Source organism: Microbacterium sp. NPDC087665 (assembly GCF_044743285.1).
Classification (GTDB): Bacteria; Actinomycetota; Actinomycetes; order Actinomycetales; family Microbacteriaceae; genus Microbacterium.
The window spans coordinates 180,923-197,030 of the sequence record NZ_JBIUWD010000006.1; the positions used below are offsets into that span (position 1 = coordinate 180,923).

General features: G+C 68.4%; 19 protein-coding genes. 6 read left to right on the forward strand and 13 right to left on the reverse strand.

Going from position 1 to position 16,108, the window contains the following annotated elements; all coding sequences use genetic code 11:
• Positions 1–4: 4 nt before the first annotated feature.
• The 8 genes from ACIOSY_RS14885 to ACIOSY_RS14920 are packed head-to-tail and all read right to left on the reverse strand — an operon-like array spanning position 5 to position 8,744.
• Entirely contained in the window at positions 5–1,012 is a 1,008-nt protein-coding gene (locus ACIOSY_RS14885; RefSeq protein WP_400854610.1) for a sugar phosphate isomerase/epimerase family protein, read from the reverse strand.
• A complete protein-coding gene (locus tag ACIOSY_RS14890) occupies positions 1,009–1,971 on the reverse strand; it encodes a sugar phosphate isomerase/epimerase family protein (protein WP_400854612.1) in 963 nt (320 codons plus the stop codon). Before ACIOSY_RS14890 ends, ACIOSY_RS14885 begins: the two co-directional genes overlap by 4 nt.
• 3 nt (positions 1,972–1,974) lie before the next feature.
• On the reverse strand, positions 1,975–2,919 hold the full coding sequence (locus ACIOSY_RS14895; protein WP_400854614.1) for a sugar phosphate isomerase/epimerase family protein: 945 nt from the start codon (positions 2,917–2,919) through the stop codon (positions 1,975–1,977).
• 31 nt (positions 2,920–2,950) lie between these two features.
• Complete coding sequence (locus tag ACIOSY_RS14900; protein ID WP_400854616.1) at positions 2,951–3,778, reverse strand: carbohydrate ABC transporter permease; 828 nt, start codon at positions 3,776–3,778, stop codon at positions 2,951–2,953.
• Positions 3,775–4,728: a carbohydrate ABC transporter permease gene (locus ACIOSY_RS14905; protein ID WP_400854618.1), complete on the reverse strand. Its 954-nt coding sequence runs from the start codon at positions 4,726–4,728 to the stop codon at positions 3,775–3,777. The genes ACIOSY_RS14900 and ACIOSY_RS14905 overlap by 4 nt, the downstream gene beginning before the upstream one ends.
• An 8-nt stretch (positions 4,729–4,736) precedes the next feature.
• Positions 4,737–6,050: an extracellular solute-binding protein gene (locus ACIOSY_RS14910; protein ID WP_400854620.1), complete on the reverse strand. Its 1,314-nt coding sequence runs from the start codon at positions 6,048–6,050 to the stop codon at positions 4,737–4,739.
• Between the two features lie 38 nt (positions 6,051–6,088).
• A complete protein-coding gene (locus tag ACIOSY_RS14915; protein ID WP_400854622.1) occupies positions 6,089–7,582 on the reverse strand; it encodes a GMC oxidoreductase in 1,494 nt (497 codons plus the stop codon).
• 52 nt (positions 7,583–7,634) lie between these two features.
• The gene (locus ACIOSY_RS14920) at positions 7,635–8,744 is read right to left on the reverse strand and encodes a Gfo/Idh/MocA family protein (RefSeq protein WP_400854624.1); all 1,110 of its coding nucleotides are present in this window, start codon (positions 8,742–8,744) and stop codon (positions 7,635–7,637) included.
• Positions 8,745–8,858: 114 nt separating this feature from the next.
• On the opposite strand from ACIOSY_RS14920, the gene ACIOSY_RS14925 reads away from it, so the two are divergent.
• From ACIOSY_RS14925 to ACIOSY_RS14935, 3 genes are read left to right on the forward strand one after another with little or no spacing between them, the layout of a single operon-like run.
• A complete protein-coding gene (locus ACIOSY_RS14925) occupies positions 8,859–10,052 on the forward strand; it encodes an ROK family protein (protein ID WP_400854626.1) in 1,194 nt (397 codons plus the stop codon).
• A 45-nt stretch (positions 10,053–10,097) separates the two neighbouring features.
• Positions 10,098–10,727: a DUF4166 domain-containing protein gene (locus ACIOSY_RS14930; RefSeq protein ID WP_400854628.1), complete on the forward strand. Its 630-nt coding sequence runs from the start codon at positions 10,098–10,100 to the stop codon at positions 10,725–10,727.
• 56 nt (positions 10,728–10,783) lie between these two features.
• Positions 10,784–11,704 (forward strand): epimerase, encoded by a 921-nt coding sequence (locus ACIOSY_RS14935; protein WP_400854666.1) that lies wholly within the window; start codon positions 10,784–10,786, stop codon positions 11,702–11,704.
• Here ACIOSY_RS14935 and ACIOSY_RS14940 read toward each other — a convergent pair.
• Genes ACIOSY_RS14940 through ACIOSY_RS14955 form a run of 4 tightly spaced genes read right to left on the reverse strand, consistent with a single transcriptional unit; the run spans position 11,701 to position 14,299 of the window.
• Positions 11,701–12,693 (reverse strand): epimerase, encoded by a 993-nt coding sequence (locus ACIOSY_RS14940; RefSeq protein ID WP_400854630.1) that lies wholly within the window; start codon positions 12,691–12,693, stop codon positions 11,701–11,703. The genes ACIOSY_RS14935 and ACIOSY_RS14940 overlap by 4 nt on opposite strands.
• Positions 12,690–13,082, reverse strand: coding sequence for a PLD nuclease N-terminal domain-containing protein (locus ACIOSY_RS14945; RefSeq protein WP_400854632.1), 393 nt, complete (start codon positions 13,080–13,082; stop codon positions 12,690–12,692). Before ACIOSY_RS14945 ends, ACIOSY_RS14940 begins: the two co-directional genes overlap by 4 nt.
• Before the next feature lie 14 nt (positions 13,083–13,096).
• Positions 13,097–14,026 (reverse strand): aldo/keto reductase family oxidoreductase, encoded by a 930-nt coding sequence (locus ACIOSY_RS14950; protein WP_400854634.1) that lies wholly within the window; start codon positions 14,024–14,026, stop codon positions 13,097–13,099.
• An 18-nt stretch (positions 14,027–14,044) separates the two neighbouring features.
• A complete protein-coding gene (locus tag ACIOSY_RS14955) occupies positions 14,045–14,299 on the reverse strand; it encodes a helix-turn-helix domain-containing protein (RefSeq protein WP_400854636.1) in 255 nt (84 codons plus the stop codon).
• A gap of 94 nt (positions 14,300–14,393) precedes the next feature.
• On the opposite strand from ACIOSY_RS14955, the gene ACIOSY_RS14960 reads away from it, so the two are divergent.
• The 3 genes from ACIOSY_RS14960 to ACIOSY_RS14970 are packed head-to-tail and all read left to right on the forward strand — an operon-like array spanning position 14,394 to position 15,764.
• Positions 14,394–14,765 carry a helix-turn-helix domain-containing protein gene (locus tag ACIOSY_RS14960; protein ID WP_400854638.1) on the forward strand — a complete coding sequence of 124 codons (372 nt, stop codon included), beginning with the start codon at positions 14,394–14,396 and terminating at the stop codon, positions 14,763–14,765.
• Between the two features lie 7 nt (positions 14,766–14,772).
• Entirely contained in the window at positions 14,773–15,153 is a 381-nt protein-coding gene (locus tag ACIOSY_RS14965) for an ImmA/IrrE family metallo-endopeptidase (RefSeq protein WP_400854640.1), read from the forward strand.
• A gap of 8 nt (positions 15,154–15,161) precedes the next feature.
• Entirely contained in the window at positions 15,162–15,764 is a 603-nt protein-coding gene (locus ACIOSY_RS14970) for a GNAT family N-acetyltransferase (protein ID WP_400854642.1), read from the forward strand.
• A gap of 9 nt (positions 15,765–15,773) precedes the next feature.
• On the opposite strand, the gene ACIOSY_RS14975 is transcribed toward ACIOSY_RS14970, so the two are convergent.
• Complete coding sequence (locus tag ACIOSY_RS14975; protein ID WP_400854644.1) at positions 15,774–15,977, reverse strand: hypothetical protein; 204 nt, start codon at positions 15,975–15,977, stop codon at positions 15,774–15,776.
• Positions 15,978–16,108: the final 131 nt, after the last annotated feature.

Sequence of the window (16,108 nt, forward strand, 5' to 3'; positions counted from 1 at the left end):
GGGCCTACTGGTTGCTGAAGGCCGCGTCGAACGACGCGGTGGGCTTCGGCCACAGCAACGAGCGCACGTACTCCACGGCCTGTGCGGCACCGTGCAGGCGGTCCATGCCGGCATCCTCCCACTCGATCGAGATCGGTCCCGTGTAGCCGATCGCATCGAGCGCGCGGAACGAGTCCTCCCAGGGCACGTCGCCGTGACCGGTCGACACGAAGTCCCACCCGCGCCGCGGGTCGCCCCAGGGCAGGTGCGAACCGAGAACGCCCGCGCGGCCGTTCTGCGGGCGCATCCGGGTGTCCTTGCAGTCGACGTGGTAGATCCGGTCCTGGAAGTCCCAGATGAACCCGACGGGGTCGATGTTCTGCCACATCATGTGCGAGGGGTCCCAGTTGAAGCCGAAGGCCTCGCGGTGATCGATCGCTTCGAGGGCGCGCACCGACGACCAGTAGTCGTAGGCGATCTCGCTGGGGTGCACCTCGTGCGCGAACCGCACGCCCTCACCGTCGAACACGTCGAGGATGGGGTTCCAGCGCGCCGCGAAGTCGTCGAAGCCGCCGTCGATGACCGAGGCGGGCACGGGCGGGAACATCGCCACGTACGGCCAGATCGACGAACCCGTGAACCCCACGACCGTGTCGACGTCGAGCTTGCGGGCCACGCGCGCCGCGCGCTTCATGTCGTCGGCGGCGCGCTGACGCACGCCCTCCGCCTCGCCGTCGCCCCACACGTAGTCGCGCAGGATCGCCTGGTGACGGAAGTCGATGGGCGCGTCGCAGACGGCCTGACCGGCGAGGTGGTTCGAGATCGCGTAGACCTTCAGTCCGTGCCGGTCGAGGATCTCCTTGCGGGACGCGACGTAGGCGTCGTCCTCGTCGGCGCGCTTCAGGTCGAGATGGTCGCCGGATGCGGCGATCTCGAGGCCGTCATACCCCCAGGATGCGGCGAGCCGGGCGACCTCCTCGAACGGCAGGTCGGCCCACTGGCCTGTGAACAGGGTGACGGGGTGCGTGGTCATCGGGCTCCCTCGGGGTAGTTCTCGGCGATCCACGCCCAGCTCGTCTTCGCGCTCTCGAACGGCTCCATGCTGGGCTTGTCGACCTCGATCAGAACAGTACCGCCGAAGTCGTCCGGCAGCTCCGCCAGCGCCTCGCGGATCGGCACGTCACCGAGTCCCGGCTCGAGGAAGAAGCGCTGCGCCATCACCTCGAAGTACGGCGTGCTCTTCTCCCGGGCCGTCTTCGCCAGCGCCAGGTCCATGTCCTTCACGTGCAGGTCGGAGATGCGATCGCGATGCGCGGCGACCCAGGCGATGATGTCGGAGCCCGTCCAGGCCAGATGCCCAATGTCGGGTCCTGCCGCGAGGAGCGTCGGAGACACGGCATCCAGCACGTAGTCGTACTCGCTCTCGGTCTCGATCCAGGTGCCGACGTGGTTGTGCAGCGCCGCCGTCACCCCCTCGGCCTTGAGCACCTCGGCGGCCTCGCCGATGCTGTTCGCGACCCGGTCGAGCCGCGCCGCGTCGAAGGCATAGCCTGCCGCGGCGGCCTCATCGATGCGCGGACGCCCCGGCGCCATGTCGGCGGCGAGGAACACCCGATCGAGGCCCATGTACAGCGACTCCTCGGCTCGGCGACGGATGCCGTCGAACCAGCGGAACTGCGCCTCGTCGTCATCCGTGTGGTCGCGCCCGAATTCTTCCGGGAGGCCGATGTGCACGTACCCCGGGGTCACCCGCAGCCCGGAGTCGGCGACGACCCGTGCGTAGGCCTGCAGGGTCTGCGTGGGCAGCACCTCGAGCATGACCGCCGAGAACCCGGCGTCCCGCACCTGCCCGAGCACGACGGGCTGTCGGGCGAGGAAGCTCGGGCGATCGAACTCCCATCCGACGCTGCCCGGCTCTCCCGTGGACTCGCCGAGCGAGACCGTGATCCACTGCAGGGTGTTGAGCGAGAAGTGATCCTGTGTGAGCGCCATGGGTCAACCCGTGATCTCGGAGACCCAGCGGGCCGTGTGATGCGCACTCTCCACGGGATCCATGCTGGCGCGGTCCACCTCGATGATGACCCATCCGTCCCAGCCCTCCGGCAGCGCTTCGAGCGTGCCGCGGAGGTCGATCTGCCCCAGCCCGGGCTCGAGGTACAGGCCCAGATCCGTCGCCCGTTCGTACGTGAGGCCCTCGTCGCGGCTGCGCCGTGCGAGGTCGAGATCGAGGTCCTTCAGGTGCAGGTCCTGCACCCGATCCGACCACTTCGCGATGGCATCCTTCGCGCTGATGCCCGCCCACTCGAGGTGGCCGATGTCGAAAGCGGCGCCCAGGCGCGAGGCGTCGATCGCGTTGAGCACGTGCTCGTACTCGTGCTGGGTCTCGATCCAGGTGCCGACGTGGTTGTGCAGCCCCGGCTTCACGCCCTCGGCGTTGAGCACATCGACGGCCTCATCGATCAGGTCGGTGAGCTCGTCGAGGCGGTCCTGTGAGAAGTCGTGGCCGACGGCCGGCTTGGTCCAACGGATCGCGGTCTGGTCGACCTCGGCGGCGAGGAAGATCGTCGACAGCCCGAAGTAGTTCGACTCCTCGGCCTTGCGGCGCACCGCGTCGAACCAGTGGATGCGTTCGAACGAGCCGCGCTCCAGGCGTCCGCCGTGATCGCTGGCGAGCGGAACCTGCACGTAGCCGGGAGCGAGCGCGAGCTCGGCCTCCGCCACCATCGCCGCATAGTTCTGCAGGGTCTGGGTGTCGAGCACCTCCATCATGGTGGCGTCGAAGCCCGCCCGCTTGATCTCGCGGAGCACATCGGGGTACTCGGCCACGAACGCCGGGTCCGCGAAGCGCCACAGGCTGGCGCTGTCGAGGTCGTTCGGGTCTTCCTTCACGTTGATCCACTGGATCGCGTTGAGGGCGAACTTCAGGTCCTTCACGGACATGCGAGGGGTCCTTTCGGGGGATGTCAGACGGTCACTTCAGACCCGTGGCGGCGACGCCCTGGATGAAGTACTTCTGCAGGAAGAGGAAGAGGATGAGGATCGGCAGCAGCACGACCATCGCTCCGGCCAGCAGCAGGCCGAACGAGACGGTGTTGGATGCCTGCGACGCGACCGAGAGGCCGACCGGTGCCGTGTAGGTGTCCTGCGACTGCGCAACCACGAGGGGCCACAGGAAGTTGTTCCACGAGGTGAGGAACGACAGGATCGCGACGGTCGCGAGTCCGGGGCCGGTGAGCGGCAGGAACACCCGGAAGAAGATCTTGCCCTCTCCCGCACCGTCGAGGCGCGCCGCCTCCATCAGCTCGAACGGCACACCGTGGGCGAACTGGCGCATGATGAACACGCACAGCGGCAGCACGAGCACCGGCAGGATGATGGCGATGAGCGAGTTGACCAGGCCCATCTGCACGACGATCACGAACTGCGGCACGAAGAGCGCGACGTACGGCACGATCATCGAGGCGATCACGAGCGGGAAGACGAAGCCCCGGCCGCGGAAGCGCAGCTTCGCCAACGCGTACCCCGCCATCGCGCTGAAGAGCACGTTGCCCACGATCGCGACGCCCGACACCACGACGCTGTTGAGCATGTAGGTGCCGAAGCCGCGGTCGGCGAACAGCTGGATGTAGTTGTCGATCTGGAAGGACTCGGGGAACCACGCCCCCGGGTTGCCGAGGAACTCGGCCTGCGTCTTGAACGATCCGAAGAACACCCAGACGAAGGGCAGGAGCATGAAGACGGTGATGACGGTGAGCGCCGTGTAGTTCAGCGCCTGACGCGTCGGAGACAGAGTTTTCAATGTTTCGGCCTCAGGATTCTGAACTGGACGATCGCGACGATGCCGACGAGGAGGAGGAGAAGGACCGACCCGGCCATGGAGGCCGACACGTTCCCGAATCCGAACTGCTCGTAGACCCAGACCGCGATCGATTTGGTGGAGCCGAGGGGGCCTCCCTTGGTGAGGAGGTACGGCTCTTCGAAGATGTTGAGGAACGACACCGTCTGGAGCACCGTGACCAGCAGGGTGGTCGGGCGCAGCAGCGGCAGGGTGATCGACCACAGTCGACGCCAGGCGCCGGCTCCGTCGGTCGACGCCGCTTCGTAGATCTCCTCCGGCACGGCCTGGAGGCCGGCGAGGAAGAGGATCATGCAGGTACCGGTGGTGCGCCACACGCCCATCATCACGACGGTGGTGACCGCCCATCCGGGCTCCCCGAGCCAGTTCGGCTCCGGCAGGCCCAGGTCACCAAGGGTCGTGTTGACGGGACCGGTGATCGAGAAGGCGTACTGCCAGATCACGGCCGCGGCGACGATGTTGGTGATGACGGGAACGTAGGCCGCCGCCCGGAAGAAGTTCTTCAGGCGTCGGATGCCGTTGTTCAGCATGAGGGCGAGGCCGAGGCCGAGCGCCATGCTGATCGGCACGCAGATCACCACGAACATGACGGTGTTCAGGAAGGCGCCCTGGAATCCGGGGTTGTTGATGATGTCGATGAAGCCCTGGATCCCGGTGAAGTTCACGTTGAAGGGATCGCGGATGTCGCGGGCGCTGATGTCCGTCAGGCTCGCGCTGATGGCGAGCACGGCGGGGATGCCGGTGAACAGGAGGAAGATCGCGAGGAACGGAGCGAGGAAGAGCCACGCGGTGGTGGCTTCAGCCCGCGAACCCTCGTGCGTCTTCCTGGCCCCTCGGGGGCGCCGCGAGGGCGCCTCCGAGGTGACCATGGTGCGGGTCGCAGTGGTGGACATGATGGGTGTCAGTTGCCCATTCCGATGGACTCGGCCTGAGCCTGAGCCTCATCGAGAGCATCCTGTGCCGACATGCCGCCGCGGACGACCTTCTCCATCTGCTCGCCGATCACGGTGCCCACCTGGCTCCAGGTCGAGACCTTCGGCAGGGTGACTCCGGTCTCGAGTCCGGCTTCGACGGTCTCCAGCAGGCGGTTGCCGGCCAGCGAGGGGTCTTCCCACGCGGACTTGACGGCCGGCATGTTCTTGAAGATCTCGAACCACTTCACCTGGCTCTCCGGCTCCGACATGAAGCGGGCGAACTTCCACGCCGCGTCCTTGTTCTCGGAGTCCGAGGGCACGAACCAGCTGCCGCCGCCGACCGTGGTCGCGGCATCGCCGTCGGGGCCGACCGGCATCGTGGCGAGCGACAGGTGCTCGTCCGCCCAGCCTTCGCCGTTGGCGTCGTCGAACCAACCGACGAACCAGGGCCCGCCGTCGATGATCGCGGCGTTCTTGCCGGTGCTCGTCCACGAGACGGTGTCGAGGAACGCGGGGCCGTCCGGGGAGGCGAGCCCGTCCTTGATGAGACCGGCCCAGTACTCGAGCGCCTCGACGTTCTCCGGCGAGTTGATCGTCCACTCCGACAGGTCGTCGGAGATGAAGCCGCCGCCGTTCTGCTTCGCGAAGGTCAACAGCTGACGGGCGGTGTAGGCGTCGTAGGCCGCGTAGAGCGCGAGGGGGTATTCGACGCCCGACTCCTTGAGGTCTTCGCCGAAGGCGCGCAGGCCGTCCCAGTCGGTGGGAGCCTCGGCCCCGGCCGCCTCGGCGAGGTCGGTGCGGTAGATCACCATGTCGGAGTAGGCGTACCACGGCACACCGTAGGCGACGTCGTCGTACACCGAGTTGTCCCAGATGACCTCGAAGAAGTCGTCCGGGTCGACGAGGCCTTCGGGGACCGCGTCGAATCCACCGGTCGAGATCAGCGACGACTGCGTCTCGGTGAACGCGTAGATGAGGTCGGGAACCGTGCCAGCGGTGATGGCCGCCGTCATCTTCGATGCGAACTCCGCCTCCGGGATCTGCGTCATGTTGATCTTGACGTCGGGGTTGTCCTTCTGGAACTCCTCGAACATCTGGGGCAGCTCCGCACCATCGGCGCCCTGCGTCCAGATCTCCAGTTCGCCGGTGGCCGGCTTGTCGTCGACGGTGGTGGCATCGCCGGCGTCGCCACCGGTGCTGTCATCATTGCGTCCGCAGCCGGTCAGCAGCAGTGCGCTGGACGTGACCAGCGCGATTCCGAGCATCGTCGCCCGGCGTCGCGAAGAAATGTGAGTGTGCATCGCGATCATCTCCTTGGTTGGGTAGGGGTACTGCAGGGTCAGAGGGAAGCGGCGACCGCGCGCGCGATGCGCACCGAGAGCGTGGCTCCGGTGAGCGTCGAGTTGCAGGTCAGCGCGGTCGGGATCACGCCGTTGCCGGCGAGATACAGGTTGTCGAAGCCCCAGACACGACCATCCGTGTCGACGACGCTCGTGCCGTCGTCTTCGGGGCCCATGCGCACGGTGCCGGTGTAGTGCAGCGATGCGCCGGGAGGTTGGACGGCACGGTCCTCGGTGGGGAAGTCGCCGATCACGGCGGCAGCGGTCCGCTGCACCTCCTGGGTGCGGCGGATCTCCTCGAGGTCGGCGTCGGAGTACGAGAAGTGCACGGTCATGTGCGGCAGGCCCAGAGCATCCGTCAGTTCGCCCGAGAACTCGATGCGGTTCTCGGCGCGGATCTCGGTGGCGCAGTACCAGCCGACGCTGAGCTTGTGACGGCCTTCGAACTCGCGTTCCATGAGCTGACCGTGCGCGGGGCGCGCGGCCCCGATCGACGGGCTCCAGAACGAGCCGATGAAGGGTTCGCCCGCCGGCGGCACGATGATGTCGGCATCCGTCAAACCGAACCGGGCGGCGTCGATGTCGACCTCGCCGTCGATCGTGGCGTGCTCGTTCAGGTAGGCGCCGAGGGCGGTTGGACGGATGCCGGATGCCCAGAGCAGCTGCGGAGTGCGCAGGGCGTCGCCCGCGATGAGCACCTGGGAGCCGGTGACGGTCGATTCCTCGCCGGAGACCAGGTCACGGAAGGCGAGTCCGGTGACGCGCGAGCCGTCGTGGTCGATGCGGTGAACGAGCACGCCGGTCTTGAGCGTGACGTTCGAGGCGCTGCCGTCGAACACGAACGGGGCGATGTCGCGGGGTCCGGTGCGGGCAAAGGGCTGACCCTCGCGCGGGACGCCGCCCATCGGCATGTAGCCGAACTCGCGGTCGGGGTCGGGGCTCGGCACGGCCTTGCGCAGCGCGTCGAAGAGCGGCTTCTCGAAGGGGTTCGGAACACCGGCGACGAGCGGGCCGACGTAGGTGCGCAGCAGGCCGCGCGCCGTCTCGAGGTCGGCGTCCCACTGCTCGCGCGGCAGGAAGGCGGGAATCTCCTCGGCGTAGGGCCACGGCGTCGCCGCGGTCCAGTGCACTCCCATGCCGCCGATGTTCCAGGCGACCGATGCCCCGGGGAAGGCCGCGAAGTTGTGACCGAAGAACGCCGCCGGGAAGACGCCCGACGACTCCGGGTCCCATCCGTCGCCGTCGATGGCGCTCATCGACATCGCATCCTTGACGTACTCGATCTGACGCGCACGACGCATGAGGTCGTCGTACGAGGCGTTCATCGCGCTCTCGTCGGCCTCGACGAGGTGCTCGCCGGCGACACCGGTGATCTCGCGGCCCGCTTCGAGCACGAGGATCGTCGCCTCCGGCACCTGCTGGTGCACCTGGTTGGCGATGATCGCGCCGTTGGGACCGGTGCCGACGATCACGAGATCGTAGTTGTCAGTCATCTGTGTTCCTTCTGTCTGCGTTGAATCAGGAAGCTGTCGGGGTAGGGCCGGGTCAGCCCGTCGGAGCGGTGTCGACCCAGCGCTCTTCGCGAGCGGCGAGGAGCACGGCCTCGGTGAGCTGCGCGGCGCGCACTCCGTCGGCGAAGGTCGGGAGTCCGTCCGGAGTCTCGCCGCGGATCGCCGCGTAGGCGTCGGCGACGAAGCCGTTGAAGGCGTCCTGGTAGCCCTGGGCGTGACCGGCGGGCACCACCGAGAACCGGGCGACTCCGGGGTGCGCGGTCTGCGGGTCGCGGAACAGGTGCTGGCTGCCCTCGCGCTGGCCGACCCAGAGTTCTTCGGGACGCTCCTGGTCGAAGCGGATGCTCGCCTGGGCGCCGTGAAGTTCGAGAGTGAGCGCGTTCTTGCGGCCGGCGGCCATCTGCGAGACGAGCAGGGTGCCGATCGCGCCCGACGACATCTCGACGAGGATCGACACGGCGTCCTCGTTCGTGACGGGGCGATTGCCGCGCTCCTCGTACACGCGACGGGTGCGGGCGGTGAGGCGCACGATGCGCTCCCCCGCGACGAATTCGAGCAGGTCGCAGAGGTGCGATCCGATGTCGGCGAAAGCGCGGGACGGACCACCGTCGGCCGAGGTCACGCGCCAGTCGTCATCGCCGGGAAGCAGCATCCAGTCCTGCAGGTACCCGCAGTCGACCGTGATCAGCTCGCCGATCTCGCCGGCGGCGACCCGGGCGCGCGCCTCGCGCACCATCGGGTGGTACCGATACACGAACGGCACGGCGGCGACGACGCCCCGATCCTCCGCGGCGTCGGCGAGGCGCTGCGCGTCGGCGACGGTCGTGGCGAGGGGCTTCTCGCAGATCACGTGTACCCCGGCCTCGATCACCGCCAGGGCGAGGGCGGCGTGGGTGGCGTTGGGGGTGCACACGTGGACGATGTCCACGTCTTCGGCGAGGAGTTCGGCGATGTCGGAGGCCGCGCGATCGATCCCGAGGTCCTGAGCGGCGGTGAAGGCCCGTTCGAGCGAGGAACTCGCGAGAACCGCGGTGGATGCTCCGGCGGCGCGCGCCGCGCGGCTGTGCACCTGGGCCATGAATCCTCCGCCGAGGAATCCGGATCGGATCGTCCCGACGCCGGTAGCTGTGACGTCCGTTGTCATGTCGATGATTCTGACACACCCCCCACCACTTTTGCTAGTTTCGCGTCAAAAGTTTTTTCTTCTTCGTTAAATCTCTTTCACTGATACGCGGAAGTCCTGTGATTTACTGACCCTATGAGCGACGCTGATCGCACCTTCGCCGGTGCTTCCACCGGTGCCGGTGACATCTTCCAGCTTCTTCTGGACGGTCAGGCGCGCACCAAGGCCGACCTCGTGCACCTCACCGGGCTGGCGCGCTCGACCGTCTCGGCCCGCGTCGACGCCCTGCTCGCCGCCGGCCTCCTGGTCGCCGCCGGAGAGGCGGCATCCACCGGCGGGCGCCCGCCCTCGCGCGTCGCCTTCAACCCGCGCGCCGGGCTCGTCCTCGCCGTCGACCTCGGCGCGTCGCACGCCACCGTCGCGATCGCCGACCTCAGTGGGCGCATCCTCTCCTCCCGCACCCACCCGCTCGACATCGCGAGCGGACCCGAGATCGTGCTCGACCGGATGCTCGCCGAAGCGCAGCTGCTGCTCGCCGAGGGCTCCGCACGCGGCAGCAGCCTCGTCGGCGTGGGCATCGGGGTTCCCGGCCCGGTCGAGCACTCCACCGGACGGCCGTACAACCCGCCGATCATGCCGGGATGGGACCGCTTCGACATCCCCGCCTACGTGCAGCGCACCTACGACGTGCCCGTGCTCGTCGACAACGACGTGAACGTCCTCGCGCTGGGCGAGCAGACCACCAGCTTCCCCGACACGACCGATCTCATCTTCGTGAAGGTCGCCACCGGCATCGGCGCCGGCATCATCGCCGGCGGGCAGTTGCAGCGCGGTGCCCAGGGATCGGCGGGCGACATGGGGCACGTCCGCGTGCCGCGGTCGGCCGACTCCGTGCACGAGGCCGACGAGGAGCGCGACCTCGAAGACCTCGCGAGCGGCAGCGCGATCGCCGCCTCGCTCCGGGCGCAGGGCATCGACGCCGAGACCAGCCGCGACGTGACCGAGCTCGTCCGCACCGGCAATACCGCCGCGATCGAGGCGCTCCGCCAGGCCGGCCGCGATGTGGGAGAAGTGCTGGCCACGGTCGTCAACCTGCTCAACCCCTCGATCATCGTGCTCGGCGGCAGCATCGCCCGCGCCGGCGAGCATCTGCTGGCCGGTGTGCGCGAGGTCGTCTACCGTCGCTCCATCCCCCTCGCGACGCAGCATCTCGCGATCGTGCAGTCGCCGACCGGCGAGCGCGCCGCCGTGCTGGGGGCGGCGATCATGGTGGCGCGCGAAGTGCTCTCCCCCGCCAACGTCGACGCGCGCGTCGCCGCCACGCGCTGATCGCCCGGGGCCACCTCCGCGCCGCGAGGCCTCTAGGGTGAAGGGGTGACAGCAGCGGACAACGCACAGGGCTCTCCCTACGAGCGTGCGCTCGGCGAGCGCATCTCAGAACTCCACCCCAAGACCGCCTGGTACTTCCGCACGATCCCCGAGGGCCAGGTCGGCGTCGGTACCGGAGTGTTCACCACCGCCGGCTCCCGGCATCGCTGGCTGTGGCCCGTGTTCCGGGTCGCCGAGGCGCTGGGCGTCGCCTTCGCCGGGTGGGAGCGCGACGTGCCGTTCCGCATCGAGAACCGCACGATCGACGGCACGGCCGTGGCCGTGCGGCACTTCGAGCTCCCCGGACGCACCTGGGTGATGCCCGATATCGTCTCGCTCGGCGCGAACCGGGTTCTGCGCAACGAGATCGGCCCGCATCGCACCGTGGTCACCACCTTCGACATCGACGTGCGCGACGGAGCGGTCGTCCTCACCATCCGACGCGTCGGAATGCGGTTCGGGCGGCTCCGCATCGCGGCTCCCCGTCTGCTGCGTCCGCGCATCGGTCTCGTCGAGCGCTGGGACGAGGAACGCGAACGACACCACGTGAACATGACGATCGACGCGCCGCTCCTCGGTCGCGTCTACGAGTACACCGGCTTCTTTGAGTACGCGATCGAGAGCGAGACGCCGTGACGGACGCCACGCCCCTGCCCGCAGGCCCCGTCGTGATCGGCGGCTCGACCGGATTCATGGGGCAGTACCTGATCCCCCGCCTGCGCTCCTCCGGGCGCGAGGTCATCACGATCTCGCGTTCGGGTGCCGACATCTCCTGGGGCGACCAGGCAGCCATCGACCGCGCGGTCGACGGCGCGTCGCTCGTGATCGGCCTGGCCGGCAAGAGCGTGAACTGCCGGTACACGCCCGAGAACCGCGCGGCCATCTTCCGGTCGCGGCTCGACACGACGGCGTCGCTGAGCGCCGCGATCGGCCGTGCGACCAACCCGCCGCCGCTGTGGGTCAACTCCTCGACCGCAACGATCTACCGCCACGCCGAGGATCGCCCGATGACCGAGTCGTCCGGCGAACTGGGTACCGGATTCTCCGTCGAAGTCGCCAAGGCCTGGGAGCGCGCCCTGTTCGCCGACGATCTTCCCCGCACCCGACGGGTCGCACTGCGCAGCGCGATCGTGCTCGGCCACGGCGGGGTGCTCGGTCCACTCAAGAATCTGGCGCGTCTCGGCCTGGGCGGCGCTCAGCACGACGGCCCCTGGCCGATCAGCCGTGCGCGCCGCGCCGCCGGCACCGAGCATCGCCCCGGAGCCCGCCGCGGCCGGCAGCGGTTCAGCTGGGTGCACGTCGAAGACGTCGCCCGCATCATCGACTTCCTCGAGGCGACCCCGTCACTCGACGGCCCGGTCAACGCGGCCGCTCCGAACCCCTCCGACAACGCCGAGTTCATGGCCACCGTGCGTCGCGTGCTCGGCGTCGGTTTCGGGCCGCCCATGCCGCGATGGATGCTCGAGCTGGGTGCCATCGGCATCCGCACCGAGACCGAGCTGATCCTGAAGAGCCGATGGGTCATCCCCGAGAAGCTCTCGGCCGCCGGATTCGAATTCGCCTACCCGACGCTCGACGCCGCCCTGCGCGAGTCGTTCGACGTCGTCGCCTAATTCGCCCGTCGGACCCTGCCCTGCGCGCGAACATCGCGCAGTGCCGGTTCCAGCTCGGGATGCGCGAACGAGTAACCGGCGTCTTCGAGCACGCCAGGAGCGATCCACCGACTGTTGAGCACCAGATCGGGTTCGGCGCGCAGCACCCACATCGCCGGCTCCAGCATGAAACGCCACGCCGGAATCCCGATCGGCATGCCGACTACTCGACGCAGCGCGGCCATGAGCCCGCGATTGTCGACCACGCCCGGCGCCGACATGTTCACCGGGCCTGCGATGCGATCGTCGTCGCGGATCAGGCGCACGGCTCCGACGAGATCGTCGATGTGGATCCAGCTGAACTTCTGGTGCCCTCGGGAGCGCCGACCGAGCGGCTGGCGCGGCTGCGTCGGGTGCGGCCCGATGCCGCGGTAGCGCCGATGCGGGAACCACCATCCGTCGAACTGCGGGCCGCCGACGCCGAAGCGCGCGAGGCGGAAGAACAGGTCGGTCGCCGGCCCCGCACCCAGCACGAGGGTGATCCGCAGGGCGACGCGGCGGGTGGCGGGCAACTCCCCGCGGAACAGCTCCGCCTCCCAGGCCCGGGAGACGTCGGGCAAGAACCCCGTGTCGACCTCGGTGTCCGCCTCGGACTGCGGACGATCGAGGGCGTACCGGTAGACGGCCGCGCTCGACGCATTCATCCAGACGGCCGGCGGATGCTCCGCCCGCGAGACCGCATCGTGCAGCGCACGGGTGGTGTCGAGGCGGGACTGGAGGATGGCGTCACGGTTCTCGTCGGTGAACCGGCAGTTGATGCTGCGGCCGGCGAGTCCGATCAGCAGGTCGGCGCCGTCGATGACGCGGCGGAGCGACGCGGGGTCGTCCCAACGGGCATCCGGTCCGTCCCTGCCGATCACGCTGACCTCGTAGCCATCGCTCTCGAGTGCTCGGCGCAACGCCGTTCCGACGAAGCCCGATCCGCCGCCGATGACCGCCCGCCTGCTCACGATCTCTCCCCGTCCTGCTCGATGTCGCCCTGCTCACTGCTGTCGCGTTTGCGCTTCTCGACCTCTTCGCGCAGGCGCCACTCCTCGATCTCGCGGTCGAGATCGGCGATCTGCTGCTCCGTCGTGCGGGTGTCGCGCGGCGGCGCCGGAGGGGTCTGCGCGGGGGCGGTGCGCGGTGCACGCCGCATGCGAGGGATGGCGATGCCCGTATCCCCGTACTCCCGCCCGAGACCGAACCACAGGATGCTGCCGATCAACGGCAGCAGGATCACGACGATGATCCACGCGATCTTCGGCAGGAACTTCACCTGCGAGTCGTCGCGCCGGATGAGGTCGACGAGCGCGCCGATCATCAGGGCGATGACGAGGATCGAGAGCAGGAACGTCATGACTTCAGGGTAGGTCAGGGAAGCAGATGTCCGGCGGCGCGGAACAGCTCGTACCACTCCGGGCGCGTGAGCTCGATATCGGCGCCCAGGGCCGCGTCGGTCACCCGCTGCGGGGTGGTCGTGCCCAGGACGACCTGCATGTGGGCCGGATGCCGGGTGATCCAGGCCGTGGCGATGGCGATGGCCGGCACCCCGTACGACGCGGCGAGGCGGTCGATGACGGCGTTCAACTCGGCGTACTCGGGGTTTCCGAGGAAGACGCCGGTGAAGAAACCGCCCTGGAACGGCGACCATGCCTGGATCGTGATGCCGTTGATGCGGCAGTACTCGACGATGCCGCCGCCGTCGCGCACCACGCTCTGCTCTTCGCCCGCCATGTTCATGGCGATCGGCTGGGCGATGATCGGCGAGTGCGTGATGGAGAGCTGCAGTTGGTTGGCGACGAGCGGCTGACGCACGGCGGTGCGGAGCAGGTCGATCTGACGCGGCGTGTGGTTGGAGACGCCGAAGGATCGCACCTTGCCCGATGCCTCCAGCTCGTCGAAGGCGCGGGCGACCTCGTGCGGTTCGACGAGGGCGTCGGGGCGATGCAGCAGCAGCACGTCGAGACGATCGGTGCGCAGGGCGCGGAGCGAACCCTCGACCTGCGCGATGATGTGCTCGTACGAGAAGTCGAACATCCCCTCGGCGGGAACGATGCCGCACTTCGTCTGCAGGACGATCTCGTCGCGCTCGGCCGCGGTCAGCTGCAGCGCCGCAGCGAAGCGCTGCTCGCAGAAGTGCATGCTTCCGCCGTAGATGTCGGCGTGGTCGAAGAAGTCGATGTCCGCGGCGCGCGCGGTGTCGTACAGCTCGCGGATCTGCGCGTCGTCCTTGTCGTCGATGCGCATCATTCCGGCGACGATGGCGGGGGCGGTGGATGATCCGAACGGCACTGTCTTCATGGCGCCACGATACCGTGCCTACTCGCCGGCCACCTCGCCGGCCACCTCCCCGGTGGGCCCGGGAGCGGGCAGCAACGAGGCCGGGGACACCTCGAGGGCACGGGCGATGCGGGCGAGGTCGTTGACCGTGAGATCGGATTGCGCCTGCAGCTTGCGTCGTAGGGTGGAGTAGGCGATGCCGGTGGCCTGGGCGAGCCAGCGCTTCGAGCGCTTTTCTCGTCGGAGTACCGAAACGACCGTGGATGCCACCATTTGCCGATCATCTGCCGTCACACGTAGACACTATCCGCACGTGCAACGACACGCAAGGTCGAGTGCAACCAATATGACGGCATACTGCAGACGGTGCGATGCTATCGTGACTCGTGTGAAGACATCAGCGGAGCTGTTCAATGCCGCCGTAGGCCGCCAGTTGCGAGCCGAGATCGCCGCCGCAGGCAGCAGCATCGCAGCCATGGCGCGCGATGCGGGCATCGCCCGGAGCGCACTCGACAACTATGTGACAGGCAAACGCGCCATCCCCGTACCCGTCGTGTACACGATCTGCGCGATCATCAACGTCGCTCCCCACATCGTCCTGGCGCGGGCCGAAGAGCGCCTGAGCGCCGACACCGCCGGCGGAACGGTCACTCCCCTGCGCCGCCGAGCGAATGTCGCCACCCTCGGCCAAGATGTCTCCGAGGTCGCGTTCGACTCACGTCTTCCGCACGAACGCGACACGGACGACCTCTACCAGTAGGGACACCATGGATCCGCAGCTCCTCCGACTCGTCGAGGAGCGCGGTCTGCGGGTCGTCGAGCGGCCGGGAGCGACGCGCGGGGGCTTCGATCCCACCGGTCGCGTGATCCGGCTCGCGCCGGGCATGAGCGTGCGCACGGCACGCAGCGTGCTCGCACACGAACTCGGGCACGCCGTGCTCGCGCACTCTCCGACCCAGCATCCTCTGACGCGCGGGCGTCAGGAACGGCAGGCCGACGCGTGGGCGGCCCGGCTGCTCATCACCCCGCACGCCTACGCCGCCGCCGAAGCCATCCACGGCCCCCACCCCGCCAGCCTGGCCTTCGAACTCGACGTGACCGTCGAACTGGTGACCGCCTACCAAGATCTCCTGGCGCGCGCTGGTTGAATGGCGCCATGGCATTCCTCGTCTCCCCGGCACCCGTCACGCTCACCGGCAGGCTCGTCGAGCTGCGTCCGCTCGACGCCTCCGACCACGACGCCCTCGTCGAGGCCGTCGAAGAGGGCGACCTCTGGCAGACCGCCTGGTACACGTCGGTGCCGGCGCCCGAGGGCGTGGCCGCCGAGATCGATCGCCGCCTCGCGCTCAGCGCGAAGGGCGAGATGGTGCCCTTCGTGGCCGTCGACACGGCCGGGCGCGTACTGGGGCTCACCTCGTACTACGACATCGTCGCCGACGTTCCCCGCTTGCACATCGGGTACACGTGGAACCGGCCGTCGGCGCACGGCACGGGCACGAACGCCGAATCGAAACTGCTCCTGCTGCGTCACGCCTTCGAGACCCTCGGGGTCTTCCGAGTGGGGCTGACGACCCAGTGGGTCAACTTCCAGTCGCGCGCCGCCATCGAACGACTCGGCGCGAAGCAGGACGGCGTGATGCGTGCGATGTCGCGATACCGCAACGGCGCGCTGCGCGACAGCGTCGAGTACTCGATCATCGAGCCCGAATGGCCGGCCGTGCGGGCGAACCTCGAAGCGCGCCTCGCGCGCAGACGCTGAGACCGGGCGTCAGTCGGTCGGCGTGCCCGACCAGTTGCGCGAACGACGAGTGGCCGTGCCGCGCTCGCGCATGACGAACGCGAGCGAGAGCATCGTGATGAGCAGACCGCCCACGAAGATGATCGCCTGGAAGTCCTCGGCCGTCTGAGCGAACGCCATGAGCCAGATCCCCCCGAGGAAGAGGATCAGGAAGAAGATGAAGCTGAGGATCACGGGGTCTCCTGTCGTAGCGGCCGCTCTCTAGGATACCTGCGCTAGCTGTACTGACCCGGATCGTTGTTGACGTAGGAGAGACCTTCGGTGTCGAGTGGGAGCTGTCTAGGTTCCTGTTCGATCACACGAAG